This is a genomic window from Klenkia sesuvii, from assembly GCF_037083825.1.
GTDB lineage: Bacteria > Actinomycetota > Actinomycetes > Mycobacteriales > Geodermatophilaceae > Klenkia > Klenkia sesuvii.
The window spans coordinates 118,086-144,271 of record NZ_JBAPLU010000007.1 but is presented as its reverse complement, the minus strand read 5'-3'; the positions used below and the strand labels follow the sequence as shown (position 1 = coordinate 144,271).

General features: G+C 74.3%; 28 protein-coding genes and 1 other RNA gene. 13 read left to right on the top strand and 16 right to left on the bottom strand.

What is annotated here, in order from left to right:
- Positions 1 to 14 precede the first annotated feature (14 nt).
- The gene (locus tag TEK04_RS09175) at positions 15 to 251 is read right to left on the bottom strand and encodes a hypothetical protein (protein ID WP_336404028.1); all 237 of its coding nucleotides are present in this window, start codon (positions 249 to 251) and stop codon (positions 15 to 17) included.
- A gap of 29 nt (positions 252 to 280) precedes the next feature.
- Complete coding sequence (locus tag TEK04_RS09170; protein ID WP_336404027.1) at positions 281 to 1,459, bottom strand: ROK family protein; 1,179 nt, start codon at positions 1,457 to 1,459, stop codon at positions 281 to 283.
- A gap of 126 nt (positions 1,460 to 1,585) precedes the next feature.
- On the opposite strand from TEK04_RS09170, the gene TEK04_RS09165 reads away from it, so the two are divergent.
- The 7 genes from TEK04_RS09165 (at position 1,586) to TEK04_RS09135 (ending at position 7,558) form a co-directional block, all read left to right on the top strand.
- Positions 1,586 to 2,338 carry an amino acid ABC transporter ATP-binding protein gene (locus TEK04_RS09165; protein ID WP_432277326.1) on the top strand — a complete coding sequence of 251 codons (753 nt, stop codon included), beginning with the start codon at positions 1,586 to 1,588 and terminating at the stop codon, positions 2,336 to 2,338.
- A gap of 77 nt (positions 2,339 to 2,415) precedes the next feature.
- Entirely contained in the window at positions 2,416 to 3,369 is a 954-nt protein-coding gene (locus tag TEK04_RS09160) for a glutamate ABC transporter substrate-binding protein (protein ID WP_336404026.1), read from the top strand.
- A gap of 33 nt (positions 3,370 to 3,402) precedes the next feature.
- Positions 3,403 to 4,047, top strand: coding sequence for an amino acid ABC transporter permease (locus TEK04_RS09155; protein WP_336404025.1), 645 nt, complete (start codon positions 3,403 to 3,405; stop codon positions 4,045 to 4,047).
- Complete coding sequence (locus tag TEK04_RS09150; RefSeq protein WP_336404024.1) at positions 4,044 to 4,916, top strand: amino acid ABC transporter permease; 873 nt, start codon at positions 4,044 to 4,046, stop codon at positions 4,914 to 4,916. Before TEK04_RS09155 ends, TEK04_RS09150 begins: the two co-directional genes overlap by 4 nt.
- Positions 4,909 to 5,874, top strand: coding sequence for an asparaginase (locus TEK04_RS09145; protein ID WP_336404023.1), 966 nt, complete (start codon positions 4,909 to 4,911; stop codon positions 5,872 to 5,874). Before TEK04_RS09150 ends, TEK04_RS09145 begins: the two co-directional genes overlap by 8 nt.
- Complete coding sequence (locus TEK04_RS09140; RefSeq protein ID WP_336404022.1) at positions 5,871 to 6,614, top strand: copper homeostasis protein CutC; 744 nt, start codon at positions 5,871 to 5,873, stop codon at positions 6,612 to 6,614. The genes TEK04_RS09145 and TEK04_RS09140 overlap by 4 nt, the downstream gene beginning before the upstream one ends.
- Positions 6,611 to 7,558: an ROK family protein gene (locus TEK04_RS09135; RefSeq protein ID WP_336404021.1), complete on the top strand. Its 948-nt coding sequence runs from the start codon at positions 6,611 to 6,613 to the stop codon at positions 7,556 to 7,558. Before TEK04_RS09140 ends, TEK04_RS09135 begins: the two co-directional genes overlap by 4 nt.
- Position 7,559: 1 nt before the next feature.
- Here the strand turns inward: TEK04_RS09135 and TEK04_RS09130 are convergent, their stop codons facing one another.
- The 9 genes from TEK04_RS09130 to TEK04_RS09090 form a co-directional block, all read right to left on the bottom strand.
- A complete protein-coding gene (locus TEK04_RS09130) occupies positions 7,560 to 8,285 on the bottom strand; it encodes a GntR family transcriptional regulator (RefSeq protein ID WP_336404020.1) in 726 nt (241 codons plus the stop codon).
- Entirely contained in the window at positions 8,282 to 9,067 is a 786-nt protein-coding gene (gene nagB / locus TEK04_RS09125; protein WP_336404019.1) for a glucosamine-6-phosphate deaminase, read from the bottom strand. The genes TEK04_RS09130 and nagB overlap by 4 nt, the downstream gene beginning before the upstream one ends.
- 2 nt (positions 9,068 to 9,069) lie before the next feature.
- Entirely contained in the window at positions 9,070 to 10,215 is a 1,146-nt protein-coding gene (locus TEK04_RS09120) for an N-acetylglucosamine-6-phosphate deacetylase (protein WP_336404018.1), read from the bottom strand.
- Between the two features lie 172 nt (positions 10,216 to 10,387).
- Entirely contained in the window at positions 10,388 to 10,966 is a 579-nt protein-coding gene (locus TEK04_RS09115) for a hypothetical protein (protein ID WP_336404017.1), read from the bottom strand.
- Positions 10,967 to 11,093: 127 nt separating this feature from the next.
- Positions 11,094 to 11,273, bottom strand: a complete 180-nt coding sequence (locus tag TEK04_RS09110; RefSeq protein WP_336404016.1) for a hypothetical protein — start codon at positions 11,271 to 11,273, stop codon at positions 11,094 to 11,096.
- A 385-nt stretch (positions 11,274 to 11,658) separates the two neighbouring features.
- Positions 11,659 to 12,063: RNase P RNA component class A (gene rnpB / locus TEK04_RS09105), an RNA gene on the bottom strand.
- A 34-nt stretch (positions 12,064 to 12,097) separates the two neighbouring features.
- Positions 12,098 to 12,784 (bottom strand): SDR family NAD(P)-dependent oxidoreductase, encoded by a 687-nt coding sequence (locus tag TEK04_RS09100; protein WP_336404015.1) that lies wholly within the window; start codon positions 12,782 to 12,784, stop codon positions 12,098 to 12,100.
- A gap of 1 nt (position 12,785) precedes the next feature.
- Positions 12,786 to 13,505, bottom strand: a complete 720-nt coding sequence (locus tag TEK04_RS09095; RefSeq protein ID WP_336404014.1) for a PIG-L deacetylase family protein — start codon at positions 13,503 to 13,505, stop codon at positions 12,786 to 12,788.
- 36 nt (positions 13,506 to 13,541) lie between these two features.
- Entirely contained in the window at positions 13,542 to 15,200 is a 1,659-nt protein-coding gene (locus tag TEK04_RS09090; RefSeq protein ID WP_336404013.1) for an MFS transporter, read from the bottom strand.
- A 159-nt stretch (positions 15,201 to 15,359) separates the two neighbouring features.
- Between TEK04_RS09090 and TEK04_RS09085 the strand changes: the two genes are divergently transcribed.
- Positions 15,360 to 16,115 (top strand): sulfite exporter TauE/SafE family protein, encoded by a 756-nt coding sequence (locus TEK04_RS09085; RefSeq protein ID WP_336404012.1) that lies wholly within the window; start codon positions 15,360 to 15,362, stop codon positions 16,113 to 16,115.
- Positions 16,112 to 17,365: an SLC13 family permease gene (locus TEK04_RS09080; RefSeq protein ID WP_336404011.1), complete on the top strand. Its 1,254-nt coding sequence runs from the start codon at positions 16,112 to 16,114 to the stop codon at positions 17,363 to 17,365. The genes TEK04_RS09085 and TEK04_RS09080 overlap by 4 nt, the downstream gene beginning before the upstream one ends.
- Before the next feature lie 215 nt (positions 17,366 to 17,580).
- On the opposite strand, the gene nadA is transcribed toward TEK04_RS09080, so the two are convergent.
- Complete coding sequence (gene nadA / locus TEK04_RS09075; protein WP_336404010.1) at positions 17,581 to 18,600, bottom strand: quinolinate synthase NadA; 1,020 nt, start codon at positions 18,598 to 18,600, stop codon at positions 17,581 to 17,583.
- A 94-nt stretch (positions 18,601 to 18,694) separates the two neighbouring features.
- Between nadA and TEK04_RS09070 the strand changes: the two genes are divergently transcribed.
- The 4 genes from TEK04_RS09070 (at position 18,695) to TEK04_RS09055 (ending at position 22,274) form a co-directional block, all read left to right on the top strand.
- The gene (locus tag TEK04_RS09070) at positions 18,695 to 19,561 is read left to right on the top strand and encodes an ABC transporter substrate-binding protein (protein WP_336404009.1); all 867 of its coding nucleotides are present in this window, start codon (positions 18,695 to 18,697) and stop codon (positions 19,559 to 19,561) included.
- Positions 19,522 to 20,409, top strand: coding sequence for an amino acid ABC transporter permease (locus TEK04_RS09065; RefSeq protein ID WP_336404008.1), 888 nt, complete (start codon positions 19,522 to 19,524; stop codon positions 20,407 to 20,409). The genes TEK04_RS09070 and TEK04_RS09065 overlap by 40 nt, the downstream gene beginning before the upstream one ends.
- On the top strand, positions 20,406 to 21,167 hold the full coding sequence (locus tag TEK04_RS09060) for an amino acid ABC transporter ATP-binding protein (RefSeq protein ID WP_336404007.1): 762 nt from the start codon (positions 20,406 to 20,408) through the stop codon (positions 21,165 to 21,167). Before TEK04_RS09065 ends, TEK04_RS09060 begins: the two co-directional genes overlap by 4 nt.
- Before the next feature lie 213 nt (positions 21,168 to 21,380).
- Positions 21,381 to 22,274 (top strand): type IV toxin-antitoxin system AbiEi family antitoxin, encoded by an 894-nt coding sequence (locus TEK04_RS09055; protein ID WP_336404006.1) that lies wholly within the window; start codon positions 21,381 to 21,383, stop codon positions 22,272 to 22,274.
- A 125-nt stretch (positions 22,275 to 22,399) separates the two neighbouring features.
- On the opposite strand, the gene TEK04_RS09050 is transcribed toward TEK04_RS09055, so the two are convergent.
- From TEK04_RS09050 to TEK04_RS09035, 4 genes are read right to left on the bottom strand one after another with little or no spacing between them, the layout of a single operon-like run.
- Positions 22,400 to 23,485 carry a bifunctional RNase H/acid phosphatase gene (locus TEK04_RS09050; protein ID WP_336404005.1) on the bottom strand — a complete coding sequence of 362 codons (1,086 nt, stop codon included), beginning with the start codon at positions 23,483 to 23,485 and terminating at the stop codon, positions 22,400 to 22,402.
- Entirely contained in the window at positions 23,482 to 24,222 is a 741-nt protein-coding gene (locus TEK04_RS09045; RefSeq protein WP_336404004.1) for a zinc ribbon domain-containing protein, read from the bottom strand. Before TEK04_RS09045 ends, TEK04_RS09050 begins: the two co-directional genes overlap by 4 nt.
- 9 nt (positions 24,223 to 24,231) lie before the next feature.
- Positions 24,232 to 25,863: a monocarboxylate uptake permease MctP gene (gene mctP, locus TEK04_RS09040; RefSeq protein ID WP_336404003.1), complete on the bottom strand. Its 1,632-nt coding sequence runs from the start codon at positions 25,861 to 25,863 to the stop codon at positions 24,232 to 24,234.
- 3 nt (positions 25,864 to 25,866) lie between these two features.
- Positions 25,867 to 26,118 carry a DUF3311 domain-containing protein gene (locus TEK04_RS09035; RefSeq protein ID WP_336404002.1) on the bottom strand — a complete coding sequence of 84 codons (252 nt, stop codon included), beginning with the start codon at positions 26,116 to 26,118 and terminating at the stop codon, positions 25,867 to 25,869.
- Positions 26,119 to 26,186 lie beyond the last annotated feature (68 nt).

Sequence of the window (26,186 nt, the reverse complement as noted above, 5' to 3'; positions counted from 1 at the left end):
GGCCAGGTGGACGACTAGCTGCGGGCACGCCCCGCGCAGTCGGGGCAGACGTCGGGGTCGCCCGCGTCGAACGGCGCGCCGGCCTCGGCGCGCACGCTGTGGTTGCACAGCGAGGTGGTCAGCTCGAGGTCGGCCGCCCCGGCCGGGACGGCGTGCACGGGTCCCGTGAGCTGCTCGCCGGCCAGGTCTCCGTCCGGCCCGGGCACGACCACGGGGGTCGTCGTCCGGCCGCGGCCGTGTGTGGTGGTCACCGCGGCTGTCTGCCCCGCGACCCCACCGGTCATGCGCCGCAGACGGCGGTCAGCCGCGGCAGGTCGGCCAGCACGGCGTCGAGCGCCGAGTGGCCCGCGCCCAGGAGCCCGGCCCGCGGGCCGGCACGGCTGACCAGCACCTCGAGGCCGTCGGTGACCAGCGGCGGGCTCTGCGCGTAGACCGCCGAGCGCACGCCGGCGACGAAGGCCTCGGCCTGGCTGAGCCAGCCGCCGAGCACCAGCCGGTCGGGGTTGACCAGGTTGACGATGGTGGCCAGCACGGTCCCGGTGCGGCTGCCCGCCTCCCGCAGCAGGCCCGTGGTGCGGGGGTGGGCGTCGCGGGCAAGGTCGAGCATGGCGTCGACCCCGGCCACCGCCACGCCCCCCTCCCGCAGGCGGGCCACCAGCGCCGACCCGCTGGCCACCGCGTCGAGGCAGCCGACCCGCCCGCACGAGCAGGGCACCGGCTCGGCGTCGGGCACGGTGACGTGGCTGATGTCGCCGGCGAAGCCGCGGGCACCGCGCTGCAGCGCGCCGTCGACCACGATGCCGCAACCGATGCCCGAGCCTGCCTTGACCATCACCAGGTGGCGGGCCGTGGGGTCGGTGGCGTGCTCGCCCAGCGCCATGAGGTTCGCGTCGTTGTCGACGACGACGACCGCCCCGGCGGGCAGGTGCGGCCGGGCCAGGGCGGCGACGTCGGCCCCGTTCCAGCCGGGCATGCGGGCCGGCGAGGTGACCACACCGCCGGGGAACGCCACCGGGCCCGGCACTCCCAGCCCGAGCCCGAGCAGCGGCCCGGCCCCGGCCTGGTCGGCCCGCAGCTCGGCCAGCACCGCGGCGACGGTCCCCAGGACGGCGTCGGGTCCGTCGGCGACCCGCACGGGCACCGGGCGCTCGGCCAGGACTGCGCCGGTCGCGTCCAGGACGGCGCAGTCGGCGTGCTGCTCCCCCAGTCCCACGGCCCCGACCACCCCGAGCCCGGCCCGTACCGTCAGCCGGCGCGGTGGGCGGCCGGTGCCCACGACGGGCCCCTCGACCTCGGTCAGGACGCCGGAGCCGAGCAGCTCCTCGACCCGGCCGGCGATGGTGGTCGGCGAGGCGCCGGTCAACCGGGCGAGCTCGGCACGCGAGGAGGCCCGACCCGACCGGACGAGCGCGACCAGCGCGGCCGGGGAACCGGGCCGGGTGGGGGTGGTGGCGGACACCGGGGCAGTAGAGCACGGTCACGGCCGGGTTAAAACCTTTTTGGATTAATCAAACCCTCTTCTGTAGACAACCCTGGGGTGCTTACTGTTCGCGCCGTCACACCGAGCGCACCAGGAGGAGTACCCGTGCCCGCACCCACCGCGCCCCCGATGGTCCGGCTGCGCGGCGTGCAGAAGCACTTCGGTGCCCTGCACGTGCTGCGCGACGTCGACCTGGACGTCGCTGCCGGTGAGGTCGTCGTGGTCGTCGGACCCTCGGGCTCGGGCAAGTCCACGCTCTGCCGCACGATCAACCGGCTCGAGCCGGTCGACAGCGGCGAGGTGCTCGTCGACGGCGTCCCGGTGCCCACCGAGGGCGCGGCGCTGGCCCGGCTGCGCGCCGACGTCGGCATGGTCTTCCAGTCCTTCGACCTGTTCGCGCACAAGACGGTGCTGGACAACGTCTGCCTGGCCCCGGTCATGGTCCGCGGCGTCGCCAAGGCGCAGGCCCGCACCGAGGCCATGGCCCTGCTCGAGCGGGTCGGGATCGCCGACAAGGCCGGGCACTTCCCCGCCCAGCTCTCCGGCGGCCAGCAGCAGCGCGCCGCCATCGCCCGGGCCCTGGCCATGCAGCCGAAGGTGATGCTCTTCGACGAGCCCACCTCGGCCCTGGACCCCGAGATGGTCGCCGAGGTGCTCGCCGTCATGACCTCGCTCGCCGAGGAGGGCATGACGATGGTGGTGGTCACCCACGAGATGGGCTTCGCCCGCCGGGCCGCCGACCGCGTCGTCTTCATGGACGCCGGGGCGGTCGTCGAGGTGGCCCCGCCCGAGCAGTTCTTCGCCGGCGGCGGCAGCGACCGCACCCGCAGCTTCCTGTCCGCCGTCCTCGCGCACTGAGCGCGCCCCTCCAGCTCCGGCCCGCGGCCCGCGGCCCGGCCCTCCCCCGCTCCGGCGGGTCCGTCGAAAGGCAAGGAATGAGCCGCACCCTCCGGCGACGCAGCACGCTCGCCGCCTCCCTCGCGCTGGTCGCCTCCCTCGGGTTGGGCGCCTGCGGCAGCTCGGACTCCGACTCCTCGGCCGTCCCGCCCTCGGGTGGTGGCGGCGGCGAGGACTCGCTGCAGTCGGTGTACGACGACGCCCCCGTGGCCGACGCCGCGGCCCTGCTGTCGGACTCGACGATGGCCGCCATCAAGGAGCGCGGCGTGCTGCGGGTCGGCGCCGCGCTCGACGCCCCGCTGCTGAGCCAGCAGGACCCCAGCAACCCCGACGACATCCAGGGCTTCGACATCGACCTGGCGAAGATGCTGGCCATCTACATCATCGGCGAGCCCAACATCGAGGTCGTCCCGCCGGCGTCGGAGACCCGCGAGGCGCTGCTGCAGAACGGCACCGTCGACGTCGTCTTCAACACCTACACGATCACCGAGGAGCGGGCGCAGCAGATCTCGTTCGCCGGCCCGTACTTCGTCTCCGGCCTCGCCGTGGCGGTGCCCTCGGACACCGACGACATCTCCGGCATCGACGACCTGGGCGGCAAGACCGTCATCGTGGGCGCCAACACCCCGGCCGTGACCGCGGTGCCCGAGGAGCAGCCCACCGCCGAGGTGGTCAGCTTCGCCACCGACCCGCAGTGCGTGCAGGCCCTCACCCAGGGCCGCGGTGACGCCTACGTGCAGGACTACACCCTGCTGGCCGCCGACGCGCAGGCCAACTCCGGCATCAAGGTCGTGGGGCAGCCCTTCACCGAGGAGGCCTACGGCATCGGCCTGCCCCCGAACGACCCGGACTTCAAGCAGTTCGTGAACGACTGGCTGGAGCAGATCTACGCCGACGGCTCGTGGGCCGCGATCTTCGACGCCACCCTGGGCACCGTCGGCGACGGCAGCACCCCCGAGCCGCCGACCATCGGCTCCGTCCCGGGTTCCTGACCTGATCCGCAGCAGCGCCGGCAGGAGGCCCCGTTGAGCGCCCTCGTCGAGAACTGGCCCGCCCTCCTGGCGGGCCTGGGCACCACCCTGCTCGTCCTCGTCACCTCCGCGGTGGGCGCCCTCGTGCTCGGCACCCTCGTGGTGGTGGCGCGGGTCAGCCCGGTCCCGGTCCTCCGGGCGGCGGCCTTCGGGTACGTGCAGGTGCTGGTCAACGTCCCCCTGCTGGCGCTGCTGCTGCTCGCCGTCTTCGCCCTGCCCGACGCCGGGCTCATCGCCCCGCTCGTGACCACCGCGATCGTCGTGCTCACCGTCTACGAGGCCGCCTACGTGGCCGAGGCCCTGCGCAGCGGGATCAACACCGTGGCCAAGGGCCAGGTCGAGGCCGCCCGCGCGCTGGGCTTCACCCTCCCCCAGACCCTGCGGCTGGTCGTCGTCCCGCAGGCCGCCCGGGCGGTCGTGCAGCCGCTGGGCAACGTGCTCATCGCGCTGCTGATGAACACCGCGCTGACCGCGACGGTCGGCGTCGTCGAGCTCACCTCGGCCGTGAACAAGGTCAACCTGGTCCAGGCCGAACCCATCCCGATCTTCGGGGCGGCGGGCCTGGTCTACATGGCGCTCGCGCTGGTCATCGGGCTCGGCGCCGGGCGCATCGAGAAGAAGGTGGCGATCCGCCGATGAAGCCGCCCGAGACCGCCTACCTGTACGACGAGCCCGGCCCGCGCACCCGCCGGCGCATCCGCATCGCCTCGGTGGTCAGCGTGCTCGTGCTGGCCGGGGCACTGGCGCTCATGCTGCGCCAGTTCGCCTCCCGCGGGCAGCTGGACGCCGACCGCTGGTCGCCGTTCCTGTCCTGGCCGATCTGGGAGTACCTGCTCGTCGGCCTGCGCGGGACGCTGCTGGCCGCCGCCGTCGTCGCCGTCCTGGGGGGCGCGCTCGGCGTCCTGCTGGCGCTGGGCCGGTTGAGCCCGATCACCCCGTTGCGCTGGCTGTGCACCGGGTTCATCGAGGTGTTCCGCACCCTGCCGGTGCTGCTGCTGATCTACCTCATGCTCTTCGGGCTGCCCGCCTACGGCATCAACCTGCCGGTGCTGTGGAAGCTGGCCATCCCGCTCACCGTGGCCAACTCCGCGGCGATCGCCGAGATCGTGCGGGCCGGCGTGCTGAGCCTGCCCCGCGGCCAGACCGAGGCCGGCTACTCCCTCGGCATGCGCCGCCTGCAGGTGATGCGGGCGGTCGTGCTGCCCCAGGCCCTGCGCGCGGTCACCCCGTCGCTGGTGGTGCAGCTGGTGAGCCTGCTCAAGGACACCTCGCTGGGCTACGTCGTCGCCTTCACCGAGCTGCTCTACCGCGCGCAGGTGCTCAGCGCCTACAACCGGCTGCTCATCCAGACCTTCCTGGTCGTCACCCTCGTCTACCTGGTGGTCAACGGGTCGCTGTCCGCGCTCGCGTCCCGGCTCAGGCGCCGGACGACGCGCACCGCCGCGTCCGTGGACACCACCACCCCGGCCCAGCCGGGCGCACCCGCCGTGGAGACCCCCCGTGCCTGAATCACCCGCCCTGGCCGAGCTGGCCGTCGTCGTCCGCTCCGGGCTGGTCGAGAGCCGGCACCTGGGCAGCCTGGTCGCGCTGCGCGCCGACGGCTCGGTCGCCCTGGCGCTCGGTGACCCCGACGCCGTCGTCCTCCCCCGCTCGACCACCAAGCCGCTGCAGGCGCTGGCCTGCCTCGAGGCCGGGGCCCCGCTCGCCGGCCCGGCGCTGGCGATCGCCGCCGGGTCGCACACCGGCGAGGACCGGCACGTCGACGTCGTCCGGGCCGTGCTCGCGCAGGCCGGGCTCGACGAGTCGGCGCTGCGCTGCCCGCCCGATTTACCCGAGGACGAGGCCACCCGGCTGCGCCTGCTGCGCGCCGACGAGGGCGCCTCGCGGGTGCGCATGAACTGCTCGGGCAAGCACGCCGCCATGCTGCTGGCCTGCGCGGTCAACGGCTGGCCGGCCGGGAGCCACCTGCACCCCGACCACCCGCTCCAGCGCCGCGTGCACGACGTCGTCGCCCGCGAGACCGGCGCCCCCGTCGGTCACACCGCCGTCGACGGCTGCGGTGCCGCCCTGTTCGGGACGACGGTGCGCGGCCTGGCCACCGCCTTCCGGGGGTTGGCGACCGCCACCGAGGGACCGGCCGCGCAGGTCGCCGCCGCCATGCGCAGCCACCCGGAGTTCGTCGGCGGGCACGGCCACGTCAACACCCGGCTGATGGCCGACCTGCCCGGCGTCGTGGCCAAGGGCGGCGCCGAGGGCGTCATCGGGGTGGCCACCGCCGACGGCCGCGCCGTGGCCATGAAGGTGGTCGACGGCAGCCCGCGGGCGACCACCGTCGTCGCGCTGGCCGTGCTGCGCGGCCTGGGCCTGGACACCTCGCCGGTCGCCGACCTCGAGACCGTCCCGGTGCTCGGCGGCGGCGTGCCGGTCGGCGAGGTGCGCCCCGGCGCCGCCCTGGCCGCCGCATGACCACCACGGTCGAGATCTGCGTCGAGGACGTCGAGGGCGCGCTGGCCGCCGGGTCCGCCGGCGCCGACCGGGTCGAGCTGTGCGCCGCGCTCTCCGAGGGCGGGGTGACCCCCAGCGCCGGCACGCTCGCCGCCCTCGGCGCCCGCGCCCCCGCGCTGGCGGTGACCGTGCTGGTGCGCCCGCGCGGCGGGGACTTCGTGCACTCCCCGATCGAGCTCGCCGTGGTGTGCGCCGACGTGTCGGCCGCCCGCAGCATCCTGCCGGTGCTCGGCGTGACCGTGGGTCCGCTGAACCCGGGCGGCCGCGTCGACCGGAAGGCCCTGGACGCCGTGGTGGCCGCCGCCGGTGACGCCCCGGTGACCTTCCACCGCGCCTTCGACACCCTCGCCGACCAGCCGGCCGCGCTCGAGGAGCTGGTCGAGGCCGGGGTCGCGCGCGTGCTCACCTCCGGCGGGGCCGCCACGGCGCTGGCCGGGGCCGAGCGCCTGCGCGCGCTGGTCGAGCAGGCCGCCGGGCGCATCGAGGTGATGGCCGGCGGCGGGGTGCGCGCCGACCACGTGGCCGACCTGGTCGACGCGACCGGCGTCCCCGCGGTGCACCTGCGGGCCGCGCGCACTGTGCGCTCGCCGGGCCACCGCAGCGCCACCGAGGTGGTCTACGACGACGGCACCCGCACGATCACCGACCCCGCCCAGGTGTCGGCCGTGGTGGCGGCGCTGCGCGAGCGGCGGGCCGGGTGAGCGCGAGCCCTGCGGTCGTGGGCCTGGACGTCGGCGGCACCACGACCAAGGCCCTCGTCCTCGCCGCCGACGGCACCGTGGTGCACGAGGAGAACCGGGCCACCGCGCACGCGGCCGACCCGGTGCCGGGGTTGGCGGCCGAGCTCGACCGGCTGGCCGCGGTCGCCGCCGGGCACGGGCTGGCCGTCGTCGGCGCCGGTGTGGTCACGCCCGGCCTCATCGAGGAGGCCACCGGCACGGTGCGCTACGCCTCGAACCTGGGGTGGCGGGACCTGCCGCTGCGCGCGGCGCTGCAGGCGCGCTCGGCCGTCCCGGTGACCACCGGCCACGACGTCCGGGCCGCGGGGCTGGCCGAGCAGCTGCTCGGCGCGGCGCGCGGGGTCGACGACGTCCTGCTGGTGACCATCGGCACCGGCATCGCCGCGGCGCTGGTCGGCGGCGGGCGGGCGCTGACCGGGGGCACCGGCGCGGCCGGGGAGATCGGCCACGCCCCGGTGCGCCCCGGTGGCGAGATGTGCCCGTGCGGGCAGCGCGGCTGCCTGGAGGTCTACGCCTCCGGCGCGGGCGTGGCTCGGCGCTACGAGGCCCGCACGGGCCGGGCCCGGTCGGCCGCCGGTGTGGTGGGCGGGCTGGACACCGACCCGGTGGCCCGCGAGGTGTGGGCCGACGCGACCGCCGCGCTGGCCGACGCCCTGGTGACCGCGACGCTGCTGCTGGACCCGGCCGTCGTCGTCCTGGGGGGTGGGCTGGCCGCCGCGGCCGCGGACCTGCTGGAGCCGGTGCAGGCCGGCCTGGCCGCGGGGCTGACCTGGCGGGAGCCACCGCCGGTGGCGCTGACCCGGCTGGGCTCGCTGGCCGGGTGCCTGGGTGCTGCGGCGATGGCGATGACGTCGGCCGGCCGCGGCGCCGAGCTGGCCGGGTGGACGGCGGTGCCGGCCCGCTGACTCAGCCGCGGCCGAGCTCCAGGCTCATCGCCACCTCGTAGCGGTCGCCCCGGTACACCGACCGGGTGTGCTCGACCGGGCGGCCGCCGCTGCGGGCCACCCGGTCGAAGGCCAGCACGGCCCGCCCGGGTGCCAGGCCCAGCAGCTGCGCGGTGCCCGGATCGGCCTCGGTGGCCCGCACCGACTGCTCGGCCCGGTCGACCACCGCGCCGTAGACGTCGCCGAGCAGGGTGTAGACCGAGCCGGTGAGGTCGTGGTCGCCGAGGTCGGGGGCGACGTCGGCGGCGTACCAGCCGTCGTCGACCGACATGGGTTCGCCGTCGGCCAGCCGCAGCCGGCGCACGTGCCAGGCCTGCGCGCACGGTGCCAGCACCAGGGCCTCGCGGGTGGTGGCCGGCGGCTCGGCCAGCGCGACCTCCAGCACGACGGTCGAAGGCCGCAGCCCCAGCCGGCGCATGTCCTCGGCGAAGGAGGCCAGGTGCAGCCGCGAGCGGGCCGGCCGCTCGGCGACGAAGGTGCCGGCCCCGGGCACACGCACCAGCACGCCGTCGGCGACGAGCTGGCCGACCGCCTCGCGGACGGTCACCCGGCTGACCCCGTGCAGCTCGCACAGCTGCCGCTCCCCCGGCAGCGCCGCCCCGGCCGGCAGCCGGGCGGCCTGCTCGGCCAGCCGGGCGCGCAGCTGGGCGTGCAGGGTGCCCCGGCCGCGCACGACCGGCTCGCTCACCAGCCCTGCTCGGCCAGCTTGTGGGTCAGCACGTAGCGGGCGTAAGCGGCGCGTTGCAGGCCCGAGGCGGCGGCCTCGTCGACGACGAGGGTGACGTGCGGGTGCAGCTGCAGCACCGACCCCGGGCACGAGGTGGTCACCGGGCCCTCGGCGGCGCCGGCGACCGCGGCGGCCTTGGCCGCGCCGGTGGCGACCAGCACCAGGTGCTCGGCCTCGCTGATGGTGCCCAGGCCCTGGGTGAGCACGTGCCGCGGGACGGCGGCGACGTCGCCGTCGAAGAAGCGGGCGTTGTCGGCCCGGGTCTGCTCGGTGAGCGTCTTGACCCGGGTGCGGCTGGCCAGCGACGAGCCGGGCTCGTTGAACCCGACGTGGCCGTTGGCCCCGATGCCCAGCACCTGGACGGCGACCGGCCGCACGCTGGTGACCAGGGCCTCGTAGTCGCGGGCGGCCTGCAGCGGGTCGGGCGCCGAGCCGTCGGGGCCGTGCACGCGGGCGGGGTCGATGCCGACGGCGTCGGTGAGCTCGCGCCGGATGACCTCCCGGTAGCTCTCGGGGTGCCCGGCCGGCAGACCGACGTACTCGTCGAGCAGCACAGCGGTGACGTGGTCGAACCGCAGGCCGGCCTCGTGCCGGGCGATGAGCGTGCGGTAGGCCAGCAGCGGCGAGGACCCGGTGGCCAGGCCGATGGTCACGCCCCCGGGCGCGGCCTCGACGGCGGCGGTGACGACGTCGGCGACCACGTGTCCGCAGTCCTCGGGGGTGGGCAGGACGACGACCTCCACGGTCAGTTCTCCTCTCGGTGCACCCGGACGCCGGCCGCGTAGACGGCTCGGGGCACCAGGTCGGGGTCGGTGACCAGCACGTCGGCGCGCCGGCCCGGGGTCAGCTGGCCGACCTCGGCGTCGACGCCGAGCAGCCGGGCGGGGGTGGCGGTGGCCGCGGTGACCGCGGCGGCCAGGTCGACGCCGGCGTCCCGCACGGTGCGGCGCAGGACGTCGGACAGCGTGGCGGTGCCCCCGGCGATGGCGCCGGGGTCGTGGGTGAGCCGGGCGACGCCGTCGCGCACGGTGACGTCGAGCGAGCCCAGCCGGTAGGCGCCGTCGGGCTGCCCGGCGGCGGCCATGGCGTCGGAGACGAGGGCGACCTGCTCGGGATCCACCAGGTCGAACACCATCGCCACCGTCGCGGGGTCGAGGTGCACGCCGTCGGCGACCAGCTCGACGACCAGCTCGCCGCGGGCCGCGGCGGCGAGGCACGCGGCGACCGGGCCGGGGGCGCGCGACAGCAGCGGGGGCATGCCGTTGAACAGGTGCGTGGCGCTGATCGGGCCGGCGCCGTCGAGCAGGGCGCGGGCGGTGGCGGCGTCGGCGTCGGTGTGGCCGACGCTGGGCAGCACGCCGTGCGCGCGGCAGAGGGCGACCAGCTCGGCGGCGTGCGCGGTCTCCGGAGCGAGGGTCACCGAGACGACGGCGCCGGTGGCCAGCAGCTGCGCCAGCTCGGCGGGGTCGCCGGGGCGGAGGGCCGCCGGGTCCTGCGCGCCGCAGCGGGCTGCCGACAAGTAGGGGCCTTCGAGGTGGACGCCGGCCAGCTCGTCCCCGACCAGCGGGGCCAGCATCGCCAGCCGTTGCCGGAGCGTGCGTGGGTGGGCGGACACGAGCGAGCCCACCAGCGTCGTGGTGCCGCGGGAGCGGTGGAACGCCGCCGCGCGCCGGACGCCGTCGAGGTCGCTGTCGGGGAACGAGCCGCCCGCGCCGCCGTGGCAGTGCACGTCGACCAGGCCCGGCAGGAGCACGTGGTCGGTGGGACTCGGCGGGTCGGGGTGGTCGGCGGCGGTGGTCACCGTGGCGATGCGGTCGCCGTCCAGGGTCAGGACGGCGTCCTCGACCACGGTGCCGCCGGAGACGAGCCTGCCGCGGAGCACGGTCTGCACGAGCCCTCCCTGGTCCGACCGGTCATGACCAGTAGACCAGAAAGGGAGAGCGGCGGATCCTGGCCCTCTCGGAACTGAACATCAAGACGGCCCTGCCCGGCACCACAGAGCAGATGTCAGATACCCGTGCAGCAACCCCACGCCGGTCACCCTGTAGCCGACGGGAGACTCGTCACCAGTACGTGAAGGTCCTGTCATAGCGCTCGTCATCAACATCGGGACCGGCCGTCACAGTCCATCCGAGCGATCTGAGCGTGCCGGCAGCCTGCGCCTGAGCGTCGCGAACCACGGCAGCAACCTGGCGCTCACGCCATCGCTCGCGACCCTCCTGAACGACTGCGAGCCAGCCGTCCCGACGGTCGACACCGCACTCCTGAACCAGGAATTGCAAGACGTCCTCGAGACACGGGCGGAATCGTTCACCGCCGACCGGGATGTGCAGCGACGAGAGGTTGTGCGGACTGCCTACCCGGTCCTCATCTACTGCGTTCGCCCTGGTCAACAGATGCGAGAAGGATCCCCGCTCCGCCGTGACCTGCCAATGCGCTGCCGGTGCACGCTTCATGTCGGCCCGGTAGTCAAGGCGGAGGAGCGGATTCCTGTCGAGCGCCGACTTGATCACGATGTCCGACCGGACCGTCTTGAGATGCACCCCCGAGCGGTCCAGCGAGAGATAGATCGAAAGCTGCAGGGTCGCTAGCTCCACCCCGCCGACGAGAAGGGGGATCCCCTTCCTGTCCTCGGCGGACACCACGAACCTTGGCTGTCCCTCCACGCTTCGCGAGACCATCGTCCGCCCACCTGGGAGAACGCCGTCTAGCGTCGACTGAACCTCCGTTGCAAACTGCGCAGATGCTTGTTCGAGCTCGGAAGCCGGCTCACTCACCGAGCAGGAAGGCGATCTCGTCCAGCTCTTCGCGAACGTCGAACTCATGACCAGTGAGGGTTCGTGTAGCAGCGAGCGTCTCGAACTCGTCGAGAGTGCAGCCCAGCCCAGCCAACAGCTCGCGGCGGCGCCGCTCCAACTCGTCTCTGCTGACCGTGATGACCGGGGACATCGGTTCCTCCAAGGTGCTCGTTGCCGTGCAGTGCCGTGCAATGAGGTCTACAGCCTCCCACCGACAGAACCGGTGTGCACGGTCGCCCGGGTCACGAAATCGGGGTGGACTTGTGGTGCGATCCCGCCAGAGACAGCCGTTGACCGATACCTCGAGCCCGGGCCGCAGCTGACACGACAGCTCCTTGCGGGTCCCGCCGCTCAGCGTGGGCGGCGTCGGCGCCGGTCGCAGCGCCTCGGCCGCCGAGACACTCCAGACCTACGGCGACCTGGCCCACAGCGAGGATCGCACCCGCGCTGCTGTGGACGCAGCGCTGGGCGCTGAAGACCACCTGAGTACCGGCAAGGGGACCGCCCAGCGAACGTCCAGGGCAAGCGGTGGACGACGGACGAGTCGGCCTGTACGCCGGGTTCTGTCCCCGGGTGCCTCGCGGCGGTCCCGATGGGCGGTCATCCATCTAGGCCTGTCGTTGCCGGCAGGCTCGAGCGGTCTACCCGGAGACTCGGGCGGGCAGCCCTCGAACGCCTCCGCGGATCCCTGGCGAACCAGGGGCCCTTCCTGACCTTGCTCCGGGTGGGGTTTACCGAGCCGCACCGGTCACCCGGTGCGCTGGTGGTCTCTTGCACCACCGTTTCACCCTTACCAGCGGCGAACCGCTGGCGGTCTGTTCTCTGTGGCACTGTCCCGCGGGTCACCCCGGGTCGCTGTTGGCGACCACCCTGCCCTGTGGAGCCCGGACGTTCCTCGGCGGCGGGGTCTCCCCCGCCGACGCGACCGCCCAGCCGACTCGTCCGTCGTGCCGCAGACCTTACCGCCCAATCTGGTCACCAGGGGACGACGTCGTCCTGGTGGTCGCGGAACTGCAGGCCGGGCTCCCCGGTGTGCGCCTCGATCGTGCGGGCCAGCCCGGCGACGCTGTGCGCGACGGTCAGCGGCGCCCCGGCTCCGCCCAGCTCGGTCTGCACCCACCCCGGGTGCAGGCAGAGCAGGGTGTGGCCGGGGGCGGCGCGCGTCGCGTAGCTGCGCATCAGCTGGTTGAGCGCCGACTTCGACGCCCGGTAGACCTCGTGGCCGCCGCGGGTGTTCAGCCCGATGCTGCCCTGCCGCGACGACATGACGGCGATCGTCCCGGTGGGGGCCACCAGCGGCGCCAGCACCTCGATGGCCTGCATGGGGCCCCACGCGTTGGTGGTCAGCACCCGGGCGAACTCGGCGGCGTCGACCTCGCCCACCGGCACGTCGTTCCCGGTGACCCCCGCGTTGACCAGCAGCAGGTCCAGCGGTCCGGCCACCCGGTCGCGCAGCGCGGCCAGCTCGGCTAGCACCGTCATGTCCACCTGCTCGACCACCACGCGGCCGCCGGAGGTCTCGGCCAGCTCGTGCAGCTCAGTGCGCCCGGCCCCCCGAACGGTGCCGGTCACCTGCCACCCCCGCCCGGCGAACTGCTCGACCAGGCCCAGCCCGAGGGTGCGGGAGGCACCGATGACCAGGGCACGTCGCGTCGTCGGCACGTCAGCCCCAGAAGAGGCGGAAGCCGACGCGCCGGCCGCCGTCCTCGGTGAGCGTCGCCTGGTCGATCTGGTTGCGCGCCTGCTCGGCGACCGGGACGTCGGGGGCGAGCACCTCGAGGTAGCGCCGGTGCTCGGTCAGCGACGCGACGGCGGCCTCGACCCCGTCGGTGACGTCGACGGTGTGCGGCGGCTCACCGATGGTCTGCACCGCCACGTACTGCGTGCCCGACCACGGCGCCTCGGTCAGGTCGGGGAAGATCCACTCGTTGCCGGCGTCGGCCACCGCGTCGAGCACCGACCGCGACAGCGCCCGGTGGTCGGCGGAGTTCCACGCCGCCGGGGTGACCTCGGGCGTCGTCCACGTGTCGCCGCCGTGCAGGGTGACCACGAGCTCGGGCCGGTGCCGGCGGATCGCGGCGGCCAGGTCACGGCGCAGCGCCGGACCCTCGACGAGCGTGCCGTCGCGGTGGTCAAGGAACTCGACCTCGGTCACGCCGACGACGGCGGCCGACCGGCGTTCCTCCTCCTCCCGCAGCGGTCCGGCCTCGGCCGGCGGCACCCCCGCGATGCCGGCCTCGCCGCGGGTGGCGAGCAGGTAGTGCACCTCCTTGCCGGCCGCGGTCCACACGGCGACGGCCGCGGCCACCCCGTACTCGATGTCGTCGGGGTGCGCGGCCACCACGAGCGCGCGGGACCAGTCGGTGGGGAACGGTGCGGGCACGGCCCGAGTGTGGCCCTCCGAGTGGTTGCTCGCCGCTCAGCGCACGGGCTCGGCGTCGTCCTCGGGCAGGTGCTCGGGGGCGTGCGGCGCCTCGTGCCGGCCGCCGGCGTGCTCGGCGGCGTCCTCGTGCCGGCCGTGCGCGGTGCCGTCCCGGTCCCCGCCGTCCTCGTGGGCGCTGTCCCGGTCCCCGCCGTCCGCGCCACCTGGCTGCGGTTCGTCGTGCTGCGGCACCGGACCGCGCACCAGCAGCACGACCAGCAGGGCGCCCAGCAGCCCGGCGGCCCCGGCGACGAGCAGCACGTCGCGCAGGCCGTCGGCGTAGGCGGCGCCCAGCAGCTCGGCCAGGCCGGCCCGGGACTGCTCCGGCGCCGACCCCACGATCTGCTCGGCCTGCCCGCCGGACAGCGCGGACGCAGTCCCCGCCGGGTCCGCGACGCCGCCGTCGGTGAGCACCCGGGTCGCGCCCACGGCGAAGACCGAGCCCAGGACGGCGACCCCTACGGCGAAGCCGAGCTGGCGTGCGGTGTTCACCGCGCCCGAGGCCATCCCGCTGCGCTCGCGGGGCACCGAGGCCAGCGCGGCCGAGGTCACCACCGGGTTGCAGATGCCGACCCCCAGGCCCAGCACGGCCAGGCCCGGCACCAGCACGCCCCAGCTCGTACCGGCGTCGACCCGGGCCATGAGCAGCACCCCGGCACCGACGAGCGCCAACCCGACGGCCAGCACGATGCGCGGCGACCGGTCGGTGAACGCCCGCCCCGCGATCGCGGCGGTGACGAAGCTGACCGCCGAGAGCGGGATGAACACCAGGCCCGCCTGCAGCGGGCTCAGGCCCAGGATCGACTGCAACCACAGCGAGAGGTACAGGGAGTTGGCGAACGCGGAGAGGTTGAGCAGCAGGGAGCCCAGCATGATGCCGGTGAACCGTGAGGTGCGGAACAGCCGCAGGTCGAGCATCGGGGCCTCGCGGTGCAGCTCGAGCACCACCCAGCCGGCGAGGACGACGAACCCGGCCGCGATCGGGCCCCACGAGCCGACCGGGGACCACCCGTTCGCGGCGGCCTCCACCAGGCCGTAGACCACCGCGCCGGCGCCGAGGGTGAACGCGGCGATGCCCGGGACGTCGGGGTGCGGTGCGCCCGACTGCTTGGACTCCTCGACCACCTTGATCGTCAGCAGCACCGCGAACAGCGAGATGGGCAGGTTGACCAGGAAGATCCACCGCCACGACAGCTCGGTCAGCGCGCCACCCAGGATCGGGCCGGCCGCCGCCGCGGCACCGACCACCGCACCCCAGATGCCGAACGCGGTGCCCCGGTCGCGGCCGCGGTAGATGGCGTTCAGCAGCGCGATCGTGGTGCTGAACATCGCCGCCGCGCCGATGCCCTGGACCGCCCGGGCCACGATGAGCAACCCCGCGTTCGGCGCCAGCCCGCACGCCAGCGAGCTCAGCGCGAAGAGGGTGAGACCGCCGAGGTAGAGCCGGCGCCGGCCGTAGAGGTCGGCCAGCGACCCGGCGCCGAGCACCAGCGCGGCCAGGCCCAGGGCGTAGACGTCGACGACCCACTGCAGCTGGTCGAACGACGTCCCCAGGGAGGAGGCGATGTCGGGGAGGGCGACGTTCACGATCGTGACGTCGATCAGGAGCATGAACGTACCGGCACAGACCGCGACCAGCGGCCACCACTTGCGCATGGCGCCCACCATGCCCGGTCGTTGCGCCTGCCAACCGCGCTCGCTGCTCGCTCCACCAGCGGAAGTGCCGGTCAGCACAGCCCGGCCCGACGGGTCGTCCCCGCGTGCCGCACGCTCTCCGGCGCTGCCGCCGGGCACCGGACCGTAGGCTCGCCGCTCGTGTCCGCCCCCGACCTCCTCGTCGCCGCAGGGGTGGCCCTGCTGGCCGGCGGGATCAACTCCGTCGCCGGCGGCGGCTCGCTCATCCTCTTCCCCACCCTCGTCGCGCTCGGGCTGCCGCCCGTGGCGGCGAACGTCACCAACTCGGTGGCCCAGTGGCCCGGCTACCTCGGTTCCGTGGTGGGGTTCCGGCCCTACTACCGCGGCCAGCGCACCCGGCTGGTCGCGATGGCCGTGGTCGCCGCCGTCGGCGGGACGGCGGGCAGCATCCTGCTGCTCACCACCCCCTCGTCGGCCTTCGACACGATCGTCCCGGTGCTCGTGCTGCTGGCCAGCCTGCTCATCGGTCTCCAGCCCCTCATCGCCCGGCGCCTGCGGGCCAACGAGACCGACGGCGAGCGCCGCGACCCGTTCTGGCTCTACGTCGTGGTGCTGCTGGCCTGCGTGTACGGCGGCTACTTCGGCGGCGCCCTGGGGGTCATCCTCACCGCCGTCCTGGCGCTCGGCCTCGGCCGGCTCAAGCTGGCCAACGCGCTCAAGAGCGCACTCTCCCTGGTCACCGCCAGCACCACCGTCGTGGTGTTCGGCATCTTCGGCCCGGTCAGCTGGCTGCTCGTGGCGGTCTGCGCACCGGCCGCGCTGCTGGGCGGCTACCTCGGCGCGACGGTCGCCGGCCGGGTGCCCAGCACGCCCCTGCGCGTGTTCATCGTCGTGTTCGGCGTCGCCGTGGCGGTGTACCTCTTCACCCGCACATGACCGTCGACGTCGTGGCGCTGGCGCTGGCGGGTGCCTGGCTGGTCGCCGCGCTGGTCGCCGCCGTCGTCGACTCCCCCCGGCTGCCCGCCGCGGTGGTCGCCGTCCCCGGGGCGCTGGTGCTGGCCGCCGTCGGCGTCGTCGGGTGGGGCCAGGCGTGGGACACCGTGCGCGAGATCGCCCCCACCGCCGGCTTCCTCGTGGTCATCCTGCTGCTCAGCGACCTGGCGGACCGCGAGGGACTGTTCGGCTGGTCGGCCGCGGTCACCGCGCGCCGGGCCGGGCGGTCCCCCCAGGGGTTGCTGGTGCGGGTGGTGGCGCTGTCGGCCGTCGTCACGGCCGTGCTGTCGCTGGACGCCACCGTCGTCCTGCTGACCCCGGTGGTGCTCGCGACGGCCGCGCGCATGCGGGTGCCGGCCCGGCCGCACGCCTACGCCGCCGGGCACCTGTCCAACTCGGCCTCGCTGCTGATGCCGGTCTCCAACCTGACCAACCTGCTCGCCTTCGCCGCCACCGGCCTGACCTTCCTGCACTTCACCGCGCTGATGGCCGCCCCGTGGGTGGTGGCCGTGCTGGTCGAGTACGCGGTGCTGCGCTGGCTGTTCCGCGCGGACCTGCGGGTACCGGTGGGCGAACCGGTGCACGAGGTGCCCCCGACCCCGGTGCTCGCGCTGGCGGTGGTCGGCGCGACCGTGGCCGGGTTCGGGGTCGCCTCCCTGGTCGACGTGTCCCCCGCCTGGCCCGCACTGGCCGGCGTCCTCGTGCTGGCCGTCCGGCAGCTGGTCACCCGCCGCACCCGGCCGGCCGAGCTGCTGGTGGCGGCCAACCTCCCCTTCGCGCTGTTCGTGCTCGGCCTGGCGGTCGTCGTGCTGGGGCTGCAGGTCAACGGCCTGGAGGACCTGCTGGGCGCGGTGCTGCCGACCGGCGACGGGCTGCTCGCCCTGCTCGGGGTGGCCGCCGTCGCCGCGGTGGTGGCCAACCTGCTCAACAACCTGCCCGCGACCCTCGCACTGCTGCCGGCCGCGGCCGCCGTGGGGGGCACCCCGACGCTGTTGGCGGTGCTCATCGGGGTCAACGTCGGCCCCAACCTCACCTACGTGGGGTCGCTGGCCAACCTGCTCTGGCGGCGGGTGTTCGCGGCGACCGGCGAGCCGTCACCGAGTGCGGTGAGGTTCAGCCTGGTCGGCGTGGCGACGGTGCCGCTGACCGTCGTGCTGGCGACGGCCGCGCTCTGGGCCGCCCTGCAGGTCTGACCGCCCCGGCTGCCCGGCTGCCCGGCTGCCCGCCTGTGGCCCAGCGGCCCGCTTGCGGCCCAGCATGGGAGCCCATGCACCCACGTTCGGGGCCCATCGCCGGGTGCATGGGCTCCCATGCCCGGGCGGGCGGGCGGGTGCGCGGGGCGGGCGGGTGCGCGGGGCGGGCGGGCGCGACGGAGCCGGAGCCGCACCGCCCGCGGCGGGGGCAGCGGTCACTCGCCGCCGCGGCCGGGCTCGCCGATGGCGATCATGGCCTCGACGGCCTTGCGGGCGCGGGCGGCGACGTCGGCCGGCACCTCGATCGCGCCCGAGCCGGTCTGCAGGGTGCGCAGCAGCTTCGCCGGCGTGATCATCTTCATGTAGCGGCAGGCCGCCCGGTCGTTCATCGGGATGAACTGGGTGCCCGAGTTCAGCGCCCGCAACTGGTGCAGGATTCCTACCTCGGTGGCCACCAGCACCTGACCGGCCTTCGTGGCGGCCGCGGCCTCGGCCATGCCCCCGGTGGAGAGCACCCGGGTGCGGTCGGCGGGCAGGTCACCGTTGCTCACCAGGTCCAGCACCGAGGTGGTGCACCCGCACTCGGGGTGGACCAGGATCTCGGCGTCGGGGTGCGCGGCGATCTGCGACCGGACGTCGGACGGCGAGATGCCCGCGTGGACGTGGCACTCGCCCGCCCAGATGCGGATGTTCTCCCGGCCGGTGGCCCGCTTGACGTGCGCGCCCAGGAACTGGTCGGGGCAGAACAGGACCTCGCGGTCGGCGGGGATCGACCGGATGACGTCGGCGGCGTTGGACGACGTGCAGCAGATGTCGGTCTCGGCCTTCACCGCCGCGGTGGTGTTGACGTAGCTGACCACCACCGCGCCCGGGTGCTCGGCCTTCCACTCGCGCAGCTGCTCGGCGGTGATCGAGTCGGCCAGCGAGCACCCGGCGTCGAGATCGGGCAGCAGCACCGTCTTCTCCGGCGACAGGATCTTCGCCGTCTCGGCCATGAAGTGGACGCCGCAGAAGACGATCTCGCGGGCGTCGGTCTGCGCCGCGACCCGGGACAGGTAGAGGGAGTCGCCGGTGTGGTGGGCGACGTCCTGGATCTCGGGCACCTGGTAGTTGTGCGCGAGCACCACGGCGCCGCGCTCGTCGGCCAGCCGGCGGACCTCGGCGGCCCACTCCTCGTACTGCGCGGGGGTCAGCGTGCGCTCGTCACCGGTCACCGGCGGGGCTGCGGCAGTCACGGTGACGATTGTCCCTCGTGATCGTGACCCGGGGGTGACCAGGCTGCCCTTACGATTCCCGGGTCCCCGTCTGGTCAAGAACTCAAGGACTCCCGTGCGCCGTCGTCCCCTCGCCCTCGCCGTGCTCGCCACCGCCGCCCTCGCGGTGACCGCCTGCGCCCCCCAGGAGTCCTCCTCCGAAGCGGGTGCCTCGGGCTCGTCCGGTGGGTCGTGCACCCCGGAGGACCTGCAGACCGTCGCGCCCGGCACGTTCACGGTCGCCACCGACTCCCCGGCCTACCAGCCGTGGTTCATCGACGACGACCCCACCAACGGCGAGGGCTACGAGTCGGCGGTGGCCTACGCGGTCGCCGAGCAGCTGGGCTACGACCGCGACCAGGTCGAGTGGACCGTCGCGCAGTTCAACGCCGCCATCTCCCCCGGCGACAAGGACTTCGACGTCGACATCAACCAGTTCACGATCAACGACGAGCGCCGGCAGGCCGTCGACTTCTCCTCCCCGTACTACACCGCCACCCAGGCCGTGATCACCACCGCCGGCTCGGCCGCCGACGGGGCCACCTCGATCGAGGACCTCCAGGGGCTGCGGATCGGCGCCCAGGTCGCCACGACCAGCCTCACCGTGCTGACCGACGTCATCGACCCCGACAGCGACCCGGTCGTGTTCAACACCAACGACGACGCCAAGCTGGCGCTGCAGAACGGCCAGGTCGACGCGATCGTCGTCGACCTGCCGACCGCCTTCTACATCACCGGCGCCGAGCTCGACGACGGTGTCATCGTCGGCCAGCTCGAGGACTCCGGCGACGCCGGTGACCAGTTCGGCCTGCTGCTGGCCAAGGACTCCCCGCTCACCGACTGCGTCAGCCAGGCCGTCGACGCCCTCGAGGCCGACGGCACCCTCGCCGACCTGCAGGAGCAGTGGCTGTCCGAGGCGGCCGACGCCCCGGTCCTGAACTGACGCTGCCCGCACCCAGCGCGCTCGAGCTCGACCGGCGGGCCTTCCGGGCCCGCCGGTCGCGCCGGTCGACCCTCGTCGCGCTGGGGTCCACCCTCGCCTTCGCGGTGGTGGCCTACCTCGTGGTCACCCGCTCCCCGGGCTGGCCGCGGGTGCAGTCCACGTTCTTCTCCCTGGACAACGCCCGGGCCGCCTTCCCCGACATCCTGCGCGGGCTGTGGCTCAACGTGCAGGTGCTCCTCATCGGTGGCCTGTGCGTCGTCGTCCTCGGGCTGGGCCTGGCCGTGCTGCGCACCCTGCGCGGACCGGCGTTCGCCCCGCTGCGGCTGTTGGCCACCGGCTACGTCGACCTGTTCCGCGGCATGCCGCTGATCATCACGCTGTACCTGGTCGGTTTCGGGCTGCCGGCGCTGCGCCTGCAGGGGGTGCCGACCTCGCCCTTCGTGCTCGGCACCCTGGCGATCGTGCTGACCTACGCGGCCTACGTGGCCGAGGTCTTCCGCGCCGGCATCGAGTCGGTGCACCCCTCCCAGCGGGCCGCGGCCCGCTCGCTGGGGCTCACCCACCGGCAGATGATGCGGATCGTCGTGCTGCCCCAGGCCGTGCGCAACGTGACCCCGGCGCTGCTCAACGACTTCGTCGCGCTGCAGAAGGACGTCGGCCTCATCTCGGTGCTCGGTGCGATCGACGCCGTGCGGGCCGCGCAGATCGAGGTCGGGCAGACCTTCAACTTCACCCCCTACGTCGTCGCCGGGTTGCTGTTCGTGCTGCTCGCCGTCCCGTCGGCCCGCATCGCCGACGCCGTCAGCGCCCGCGCGCGCCGACGCCAGCAGAGCGGGAGCGCGCTGTGAGCTCGGTTCCTGGTGGTCGGGTCCTCGACGTCCGGGGCGTCGTGAAGGCGTTCGGGGAGAACGTCGTCCTGCGCGGGGTCGACCTGTCGGTCGACGAGCACCGCGTGGTGACGCTCATCGGCGGCTCCGGGTCGGGCAAGTCGACGCTGCTGCGCTGCGCCTCGCTGCTCGAGCAGGTCGACGACGGCCAGGTGCTGCTCGACGGCGAGGACGTCACCGACCCGCGGGTGGACGCCGATGCCGTCCGCCGCCGGCTGGGCGTGGTGTTCCAGGCCTACAACCTCTTCCCGCACCTGAGCGTGCTGGACAACGTCACCCTGGCCCCGGTGCGCGTGCACGGCCGGTCGCGCGCCGACGCGAAGGACGAGGCGCTGGGGCTGCTCAAGCGGATCGGGCTGGCCGACAAGGCCGGCGAGTACCCCGACCGGCTCTCCGGTGGCCAGCAGCAGCGCGTGGCCATCGCGCGGGCCCTGGCCGTGCGGCCCCGGGTGCTGCTGCTCGACGAGATCACCTCGGCGCTGGACCCCGAGCTGGTGGGTGAGGTGCTGCGGCTGGTGCGCGAGGTGGCCGCCCAGGGCATGACCATCGTGATGGCCACCCACGAGATGGGCTTCGCCAAGCAGGGCGCGGACACCGTGTGCTTCCTGGACCAGGGCGTGGTGCTCGAGTCCGGTCCCCCGGACCAGGTGCTCGGCGACCCCGTGGAGGCCCGCACGCGCCAGTTCCTGAGCCGCATCATCGACGCCGGCCGGCTGTAGGCCTCCCCCCCCCTCCTCCCCCCCGCCTGTTGATCATCGTCAGGTGGCTGCCGTCGGCGGCGTGTCGCACAACCACCTGACGATGGTCAACACGAGCTGGCGCGGAGAGCACGTCCGGCCACGCCGTGCCCGCCGCCGTCCACATCGCGGGCGTGCGTCCACAGATCTCCCCGGAGCACCCCACCCGGGCTGGCCGCGGGCCACGGTCCCGGCATGGACCCGCTGCCCCCCACGTACACCCTGGCCAACGCCCGAGCGGCCGGGCTCACCCGCGCCCACCTGCGCACCGGCCCGTTCGTGCGCATCAGCCACGACCTCGTCGTCCGCCTGGACGACGCGATCGACCCGCGTGAGCGGCTGCGGGTGCTGGCCACCGCCCTGCCGGCTGGCGCCGCGTTCAGCCACGGGACGGCGGCTCACCTGCTGGGCGCCCACCTCGACCTCCCCGCCCGGCCGCACGTCGCCCTCACCCCGCGCCGAGTGCTGCCCCAGCGGTCCGACCTGGTGGTGCACGCCCGGTCACTGGAACCGGCGGACGTCGTCGAGGTCGACGGGCTCAGCGCGACATCGGGGCCGCAGACCTTCCTGGACCTGGCGGCCGTCCTGCCCCCGCCCGAGCTGGTCGCGGTGGGCGACGCCCTGCTCCGTGCCGGGCACGCGACGCCGGAGTCCCTGCGGGGCCGGCTGGCCAGGGCCGGCCGCGTACGCGGCGTCGTCCGGGCCCGGGCCTGCGCACCACTCCTGTCCGCTGCGGCCATGTCCCGCCCCGAGAGCCTGGTGCGGTTCTGGTTGACCGACAGCCACCTCCCCGACCCGGAGGTGCAGGTCCCCGTCCTCGATCGTCATGGCCGGGTGGTGGCCCACAGCGACCTCGGGTACCGGCGGTGGAAGCTGTTGCTGGAGTACGAGGGCCGGCAGCACGCCGATGCCGATCGTTTCGGGGCCGACATCGACCGCTACTCGCTGATGGCCGCCGACGGCTACCTGCTGCTGCGGTTCGCAGCCCGCCACCTGAACGCCCGCACGGTGGTCGACCGGGTGGAGCGCGCCCTGCTCAGCCGCGGCTGGCGCCCCACCCCGCCCATCGCGCCCATCGAGCCCGCATGATGATCGCCCCCGCAAGTTGATCATCGGAGAGTGGCTGCCCGCCACGCCGTCGTCGACCACCACCTGCCGATGATCAACTAACGGCTGGGGGCGGGGGGCGGGGGGGCTGGGGGCTGGGGATGGGGTCAGCGGAGGTGGCTGGTGTCGTTCACCAGGCGGACGCTGCTGGTGCCGTCGCTCCCCCACGACACCTCGCTGAGGCTGGCCGCCTCCAGGAAGACGCGGTGCACGATCTCGTCACCGACGCCCAGCCCGGCGGCCAGCAGCAGCTTGATCGGCGTCACGTGGGTGACAAACAGGACGGTCGTGCCGGCGTGCCGCTCCAGGATGCGGGCCCGGGCGGCCGCGACCCGGGTCGAGACGTCGGCGATCGACTCGCCCCCCGGTGGCCGGACGTCGAGGGAGGTGCGCCAGCGGCGGAACGCCAGCGGGTTGGCAGCCATCGCCTCGGCGGCGCTCATGCCCTCCCACGCGCCGAAGTCGAGCTCGCGCAGGTCGCGGTCGACCTCGATGGGCAGGTCGAGCGCCTCGGCGACCTCGCCCGCGGTCTGCCGGCACCGCTTGAGCGGGGAGGAGACGATGACCTCGATGCCCCGCCCGACCATCGCCCGGGCGGCCGCGGCGGCGTCGGCGCGGCCGAGGTCGGAGAGGTCGAGGTCGCTGCTGCCGCTGAACCGCCGCTCGGGGGTGTGCGCGGTGCGCCCGTGCCGCAGCAGCAGCGTGCGCGTGGTGACGACGGGCGCCGGCTCGGCGGCCGGTTCCTCGACCTCGACCGGGGCGGGGCCCGCGTCGCGGTGCACCGGCCTGCCGTCCATCGCCGAGTTGGCTAGCGCGTCGGCCGCGGAGTTCTGCGCCCGCGGGATCCAGGTGTAGCGGACCTGGCCCAGCTGCCGGGCGATCTCCCGCGCCTGGTCGGCGAGCGTGCGCATGTCGGGGTGCTTGATCTGCCACCGGCCCGACATCTGCTCGACGACGAGCTTGGAGTCCATCCGCACCTCGACCGACGCCTCGGGGTCGATCGCGAGTGCCGCCTCGAGACCGGCCACCAGCCCGCCGTACTCGGCGACGTTGTTGGTCGCCCGGCCCACCGACGCAGCACGCTCGGCCAGCACCGCACCGGTCTCGGCGTCGCGTACCAGTGCCCCGTAGCCGGCCGGCCCCGGGTTGCCCCGCGACCCGCCGTCGGCCTCCACGACGAGGCGCCGGCTCACAGCCCCGACTCGGCGGTGCGCACCAGGATGCGGTTGCAGTTCTCGCACCGCAGCACGGTGTGCGGGTCGGCGTTGCGGGCGGCGGCCAGCTCGGTGCCGTACAGCTCGATGCGGCAGCCCTCGCAGCGGCGGGCGTGCAGCGCGGCCGCGCCGGTGCTGCCGGTCTGCGTCGCCACCCGCTCGTAGACCGCCAGCAAGGGTGAGGAGACCGTGCCGGCCACCTCGGCCCGCTTGGCGCCGTGCTCCTGCTCGCCCTCGGCGATCTCGGCCAGGGCGGCGTCGCGGGCCTGCTCGGCCGCGGCCTGGTCGGCCCGCGCGCCGGCCAGCCCGGCCTGCGCCGTGGCGAGGGTGGCGTCCGCGGCCTCGCGCCGCTCCATGATCTCCAGCACCTGGTCCTCGAGGTCGCCCTGGCGACGGGCGAGGGAGGCCATCTCCTGCTGCAGGCTGGTCATCTCCTTGGGCGTGGCCGCCCCCGAGTCCAGCCGCTGCTGGTCACGGGCCGAGCGCGCCCGCACCGACTCGACGTCGGCCTCGATGCGCTTCTGCTCGCGGTCGAGGTCGCGGACCTCGGTCTCGGCCCGGACGACGTCGGCGGCGAACTCCCGCTGCGCCTCCTCGGCCGCGCTGACCGCGGCGTTCTCGGGAAGGGTCCGCCGGCGGTGGGCGAGCTGCGCGAGCGCGACGTCCTCCGCGGCCAGGGCCAGCAGCTTCTGCTGGTCGAAGTGGTCTGCCTGCACCCGCTCAACCTACCCGCGCTGCGGGTCGGCTCCCGGGGCCGAGGCCAGCGGGTCGGGGAGGTCGCGCACCGACGGGTCCTCCCGCTCGGCGGTGTAGTCGTTCGGCGCCGTGCCGTCGACGCCGTCGTCGACCTGCATGGCCCGCAGCACCAGGGTGACCACGACCACCACCACGAGGTTGACCAGCAGCGCGAGGAAGCCGGCGTAGATGGTCGTCGCGGTGTCGAACCCGAGCTCGGACAGGGAGAACGCCGACCCGCCGAAGTGCTCGCGGACGACAACACCGCCCGGGCCCAGCCGCGGGATCTCGTAGAGGGCCCACAGCGCGGTGAGCATGCCGGCCGTCCAGCCCGCCACCAGCGCGCCGCGGTGCAGCCAGCGGGTGTAGAGCCCGATGCCGACCGCGGGCAGGGTCTGCAGGATGATCGCGCCGCCGATCAGCTGCAGGTCGATGGAGAACTGCGGGTCGATGAAGATGATCGCGGCGACCGCGCCGACCTTGACCACGAGCGAGGCCAGCTTGGCGACCTTCGCCTCGTTCTCGGGCGTGGCGTCCTTCTTCAGGTACTCCTTGTAGATGTTGCGGGTGAACAGGTTGGCCGCGGCGATGCTCATGATCGCCGCCGGGACCAGGGCACCGATGCCGACGGCCGCGAAGGCGACGCCGGCGAACCAGCTGGGGAACATCTGCTGGAACAGGGCCGGCACGACGGTGTTGCCGTCGCCGTCCACCGGGGTGGTGCCCGCGGCGATCGCCATGTAGCCCAGCAGGGCGATGAACCCGAGCGCCAGGCTGTAGACCGGCAGCAGGCTCATGTTCTTCTGCAGCGTCCCGCGGCTCTTCGCCGCCAACGCCCCGGTGATCGAGTGCGGGTACAGGAACAGCGCCAGCGCCGACCCCAGCGCCAGGGTCGCGTACTGCAGCTGCCCGGTGCCCGGCAGCAGCAGCCCGCCGGTGCCGGCGAGGTCGAACTTCTCCTCCGCGGCGCCGAAGACGACGTCCCACCCGCCCAGCTTGGTCGGGATGACGATGACCGCGACGATGATCGTCAGGTAGATCAACGTGTCCTTCACGAACGCGATCAGCGCCGGTGCCCGCAGGCCCGAGCTGTAGGTGTAGACGGCCAGGATCAGGAACGCCACGATGATCGGCAGCTCGCCGGTGACGCCCATGGTCTTCAGCACCGCCTCGATGCCGACCAGCTGCAGGGCGATGTAGGGCATCGTGGCGACGATGCCGGTGACGGCCACGAGCAGGGCCATCGTCGGGCTGTCGAAGCGCGAGCGCACGAAGTCGGCGGGGGTGACGAACCCGCGCACGTGGCTGACCGACCACAGCCGGATCACCACCAGGAAGATCAGCGGGTAGACCACCACGGTGTAGGGGACGGCGAAGAACCCGGCGGCACCGGCGCCGAACACCAGCGCCGGGACGGCGACGAAGGTGTAGGCGGTGTAGATGTCGCCGCCGATGAGGAACCACGTGATCCAGGTGCCGAAGCTGCGCCCGCCGAGGCCCCACTCGTCCAGGTGCATGAGGCTCTCGGCCCGCCGCCACCGGGCCGCACCGAACCCCAGCGCGGTCACGACGACGAAGAACAGGATGAAGACCGCCAGCTCGACGGTGTTGACGCCCGCCACGGCTCAGCCCTGCTTGCGGCGCTGGTGGGCGCGCAGGACCAGCGTGGTGGTCACCACGCCCACGGCGACGAAGAGCAGCTGTACCCAGTAGAAGAACGGCCACCCGAACAGCTCGGGGTCACGCCGGTTGTACAGCGGGACCAGCAACGGCAGCACGATGGGCAGCAGCAGCAGCCAGTTCCACCGGTTGCGGTCACTGCGGGGCGGCGCGACGTCGGCCGCCCGCCGGCTGCTCGGTGGTGCCTGGTCGGCCACGGGCGCTCCCCTCCAGGGCCGCCCCCGGGCCGCCCTGCGTCGAACCGGCCGCTCGACTGCCGCACGGA

Excerpts from the sequence above, each read along its gene's own strand:
- TEK04_RS09140 (WP_336404022.1), top strand. The coding sequence starts at position 5,871 with ATGACCACCACGGTCGAGATCTGCGTCGAGGACGTCGAGGGCGCGCTG.
- TEK04_RS09090 (WP_336404013.1), bottom strand. The coding sequence starts at position 15,200 with ATGCGCAAGTGGTGGCCGCTGGTCGCGGTCTGTGCCGGTACGTTCATG.
- TEK04_RS09150 (WP_336404024.1), top strand. The coding sequence starts at position 4,044 with ATGAAGCCGCCCGAGACCGCCTACCTGTACGACGAGCCCGGCCCGCGC.
- TEK04_RS09110 (WP_336404016.1), bottom strand. The coding sequence starts at position 11,273 with ATGTCCCCGGTCATCACGGTCAGCAGAGACGAGTTGGAGCGGCGCCGC.
- TEK04_RS09080 (WP_336404011.1), top strand. The coding sequence starts at position 16,112 with ATGACCGTCGACGTCGTGGCGCTGGCGCTGGCGGGTGCCTGGCTGGTC.
- TEK04_RS09160 (WP_336404026.1), top strand. The coding sequence starts at position 2,416 with ATGAGCCGCACCCTCCGGCGACGCAGCACGCTCGCCGCCTCCCTCGCG.
- TEK04_RS09055 (WP_336404006.1), top strand. The coding sequence starts at position 21,381 with ATGGACCCGCTGCCCCCCACGTACACCCTGGCCAACGCCCGAGCGGCC.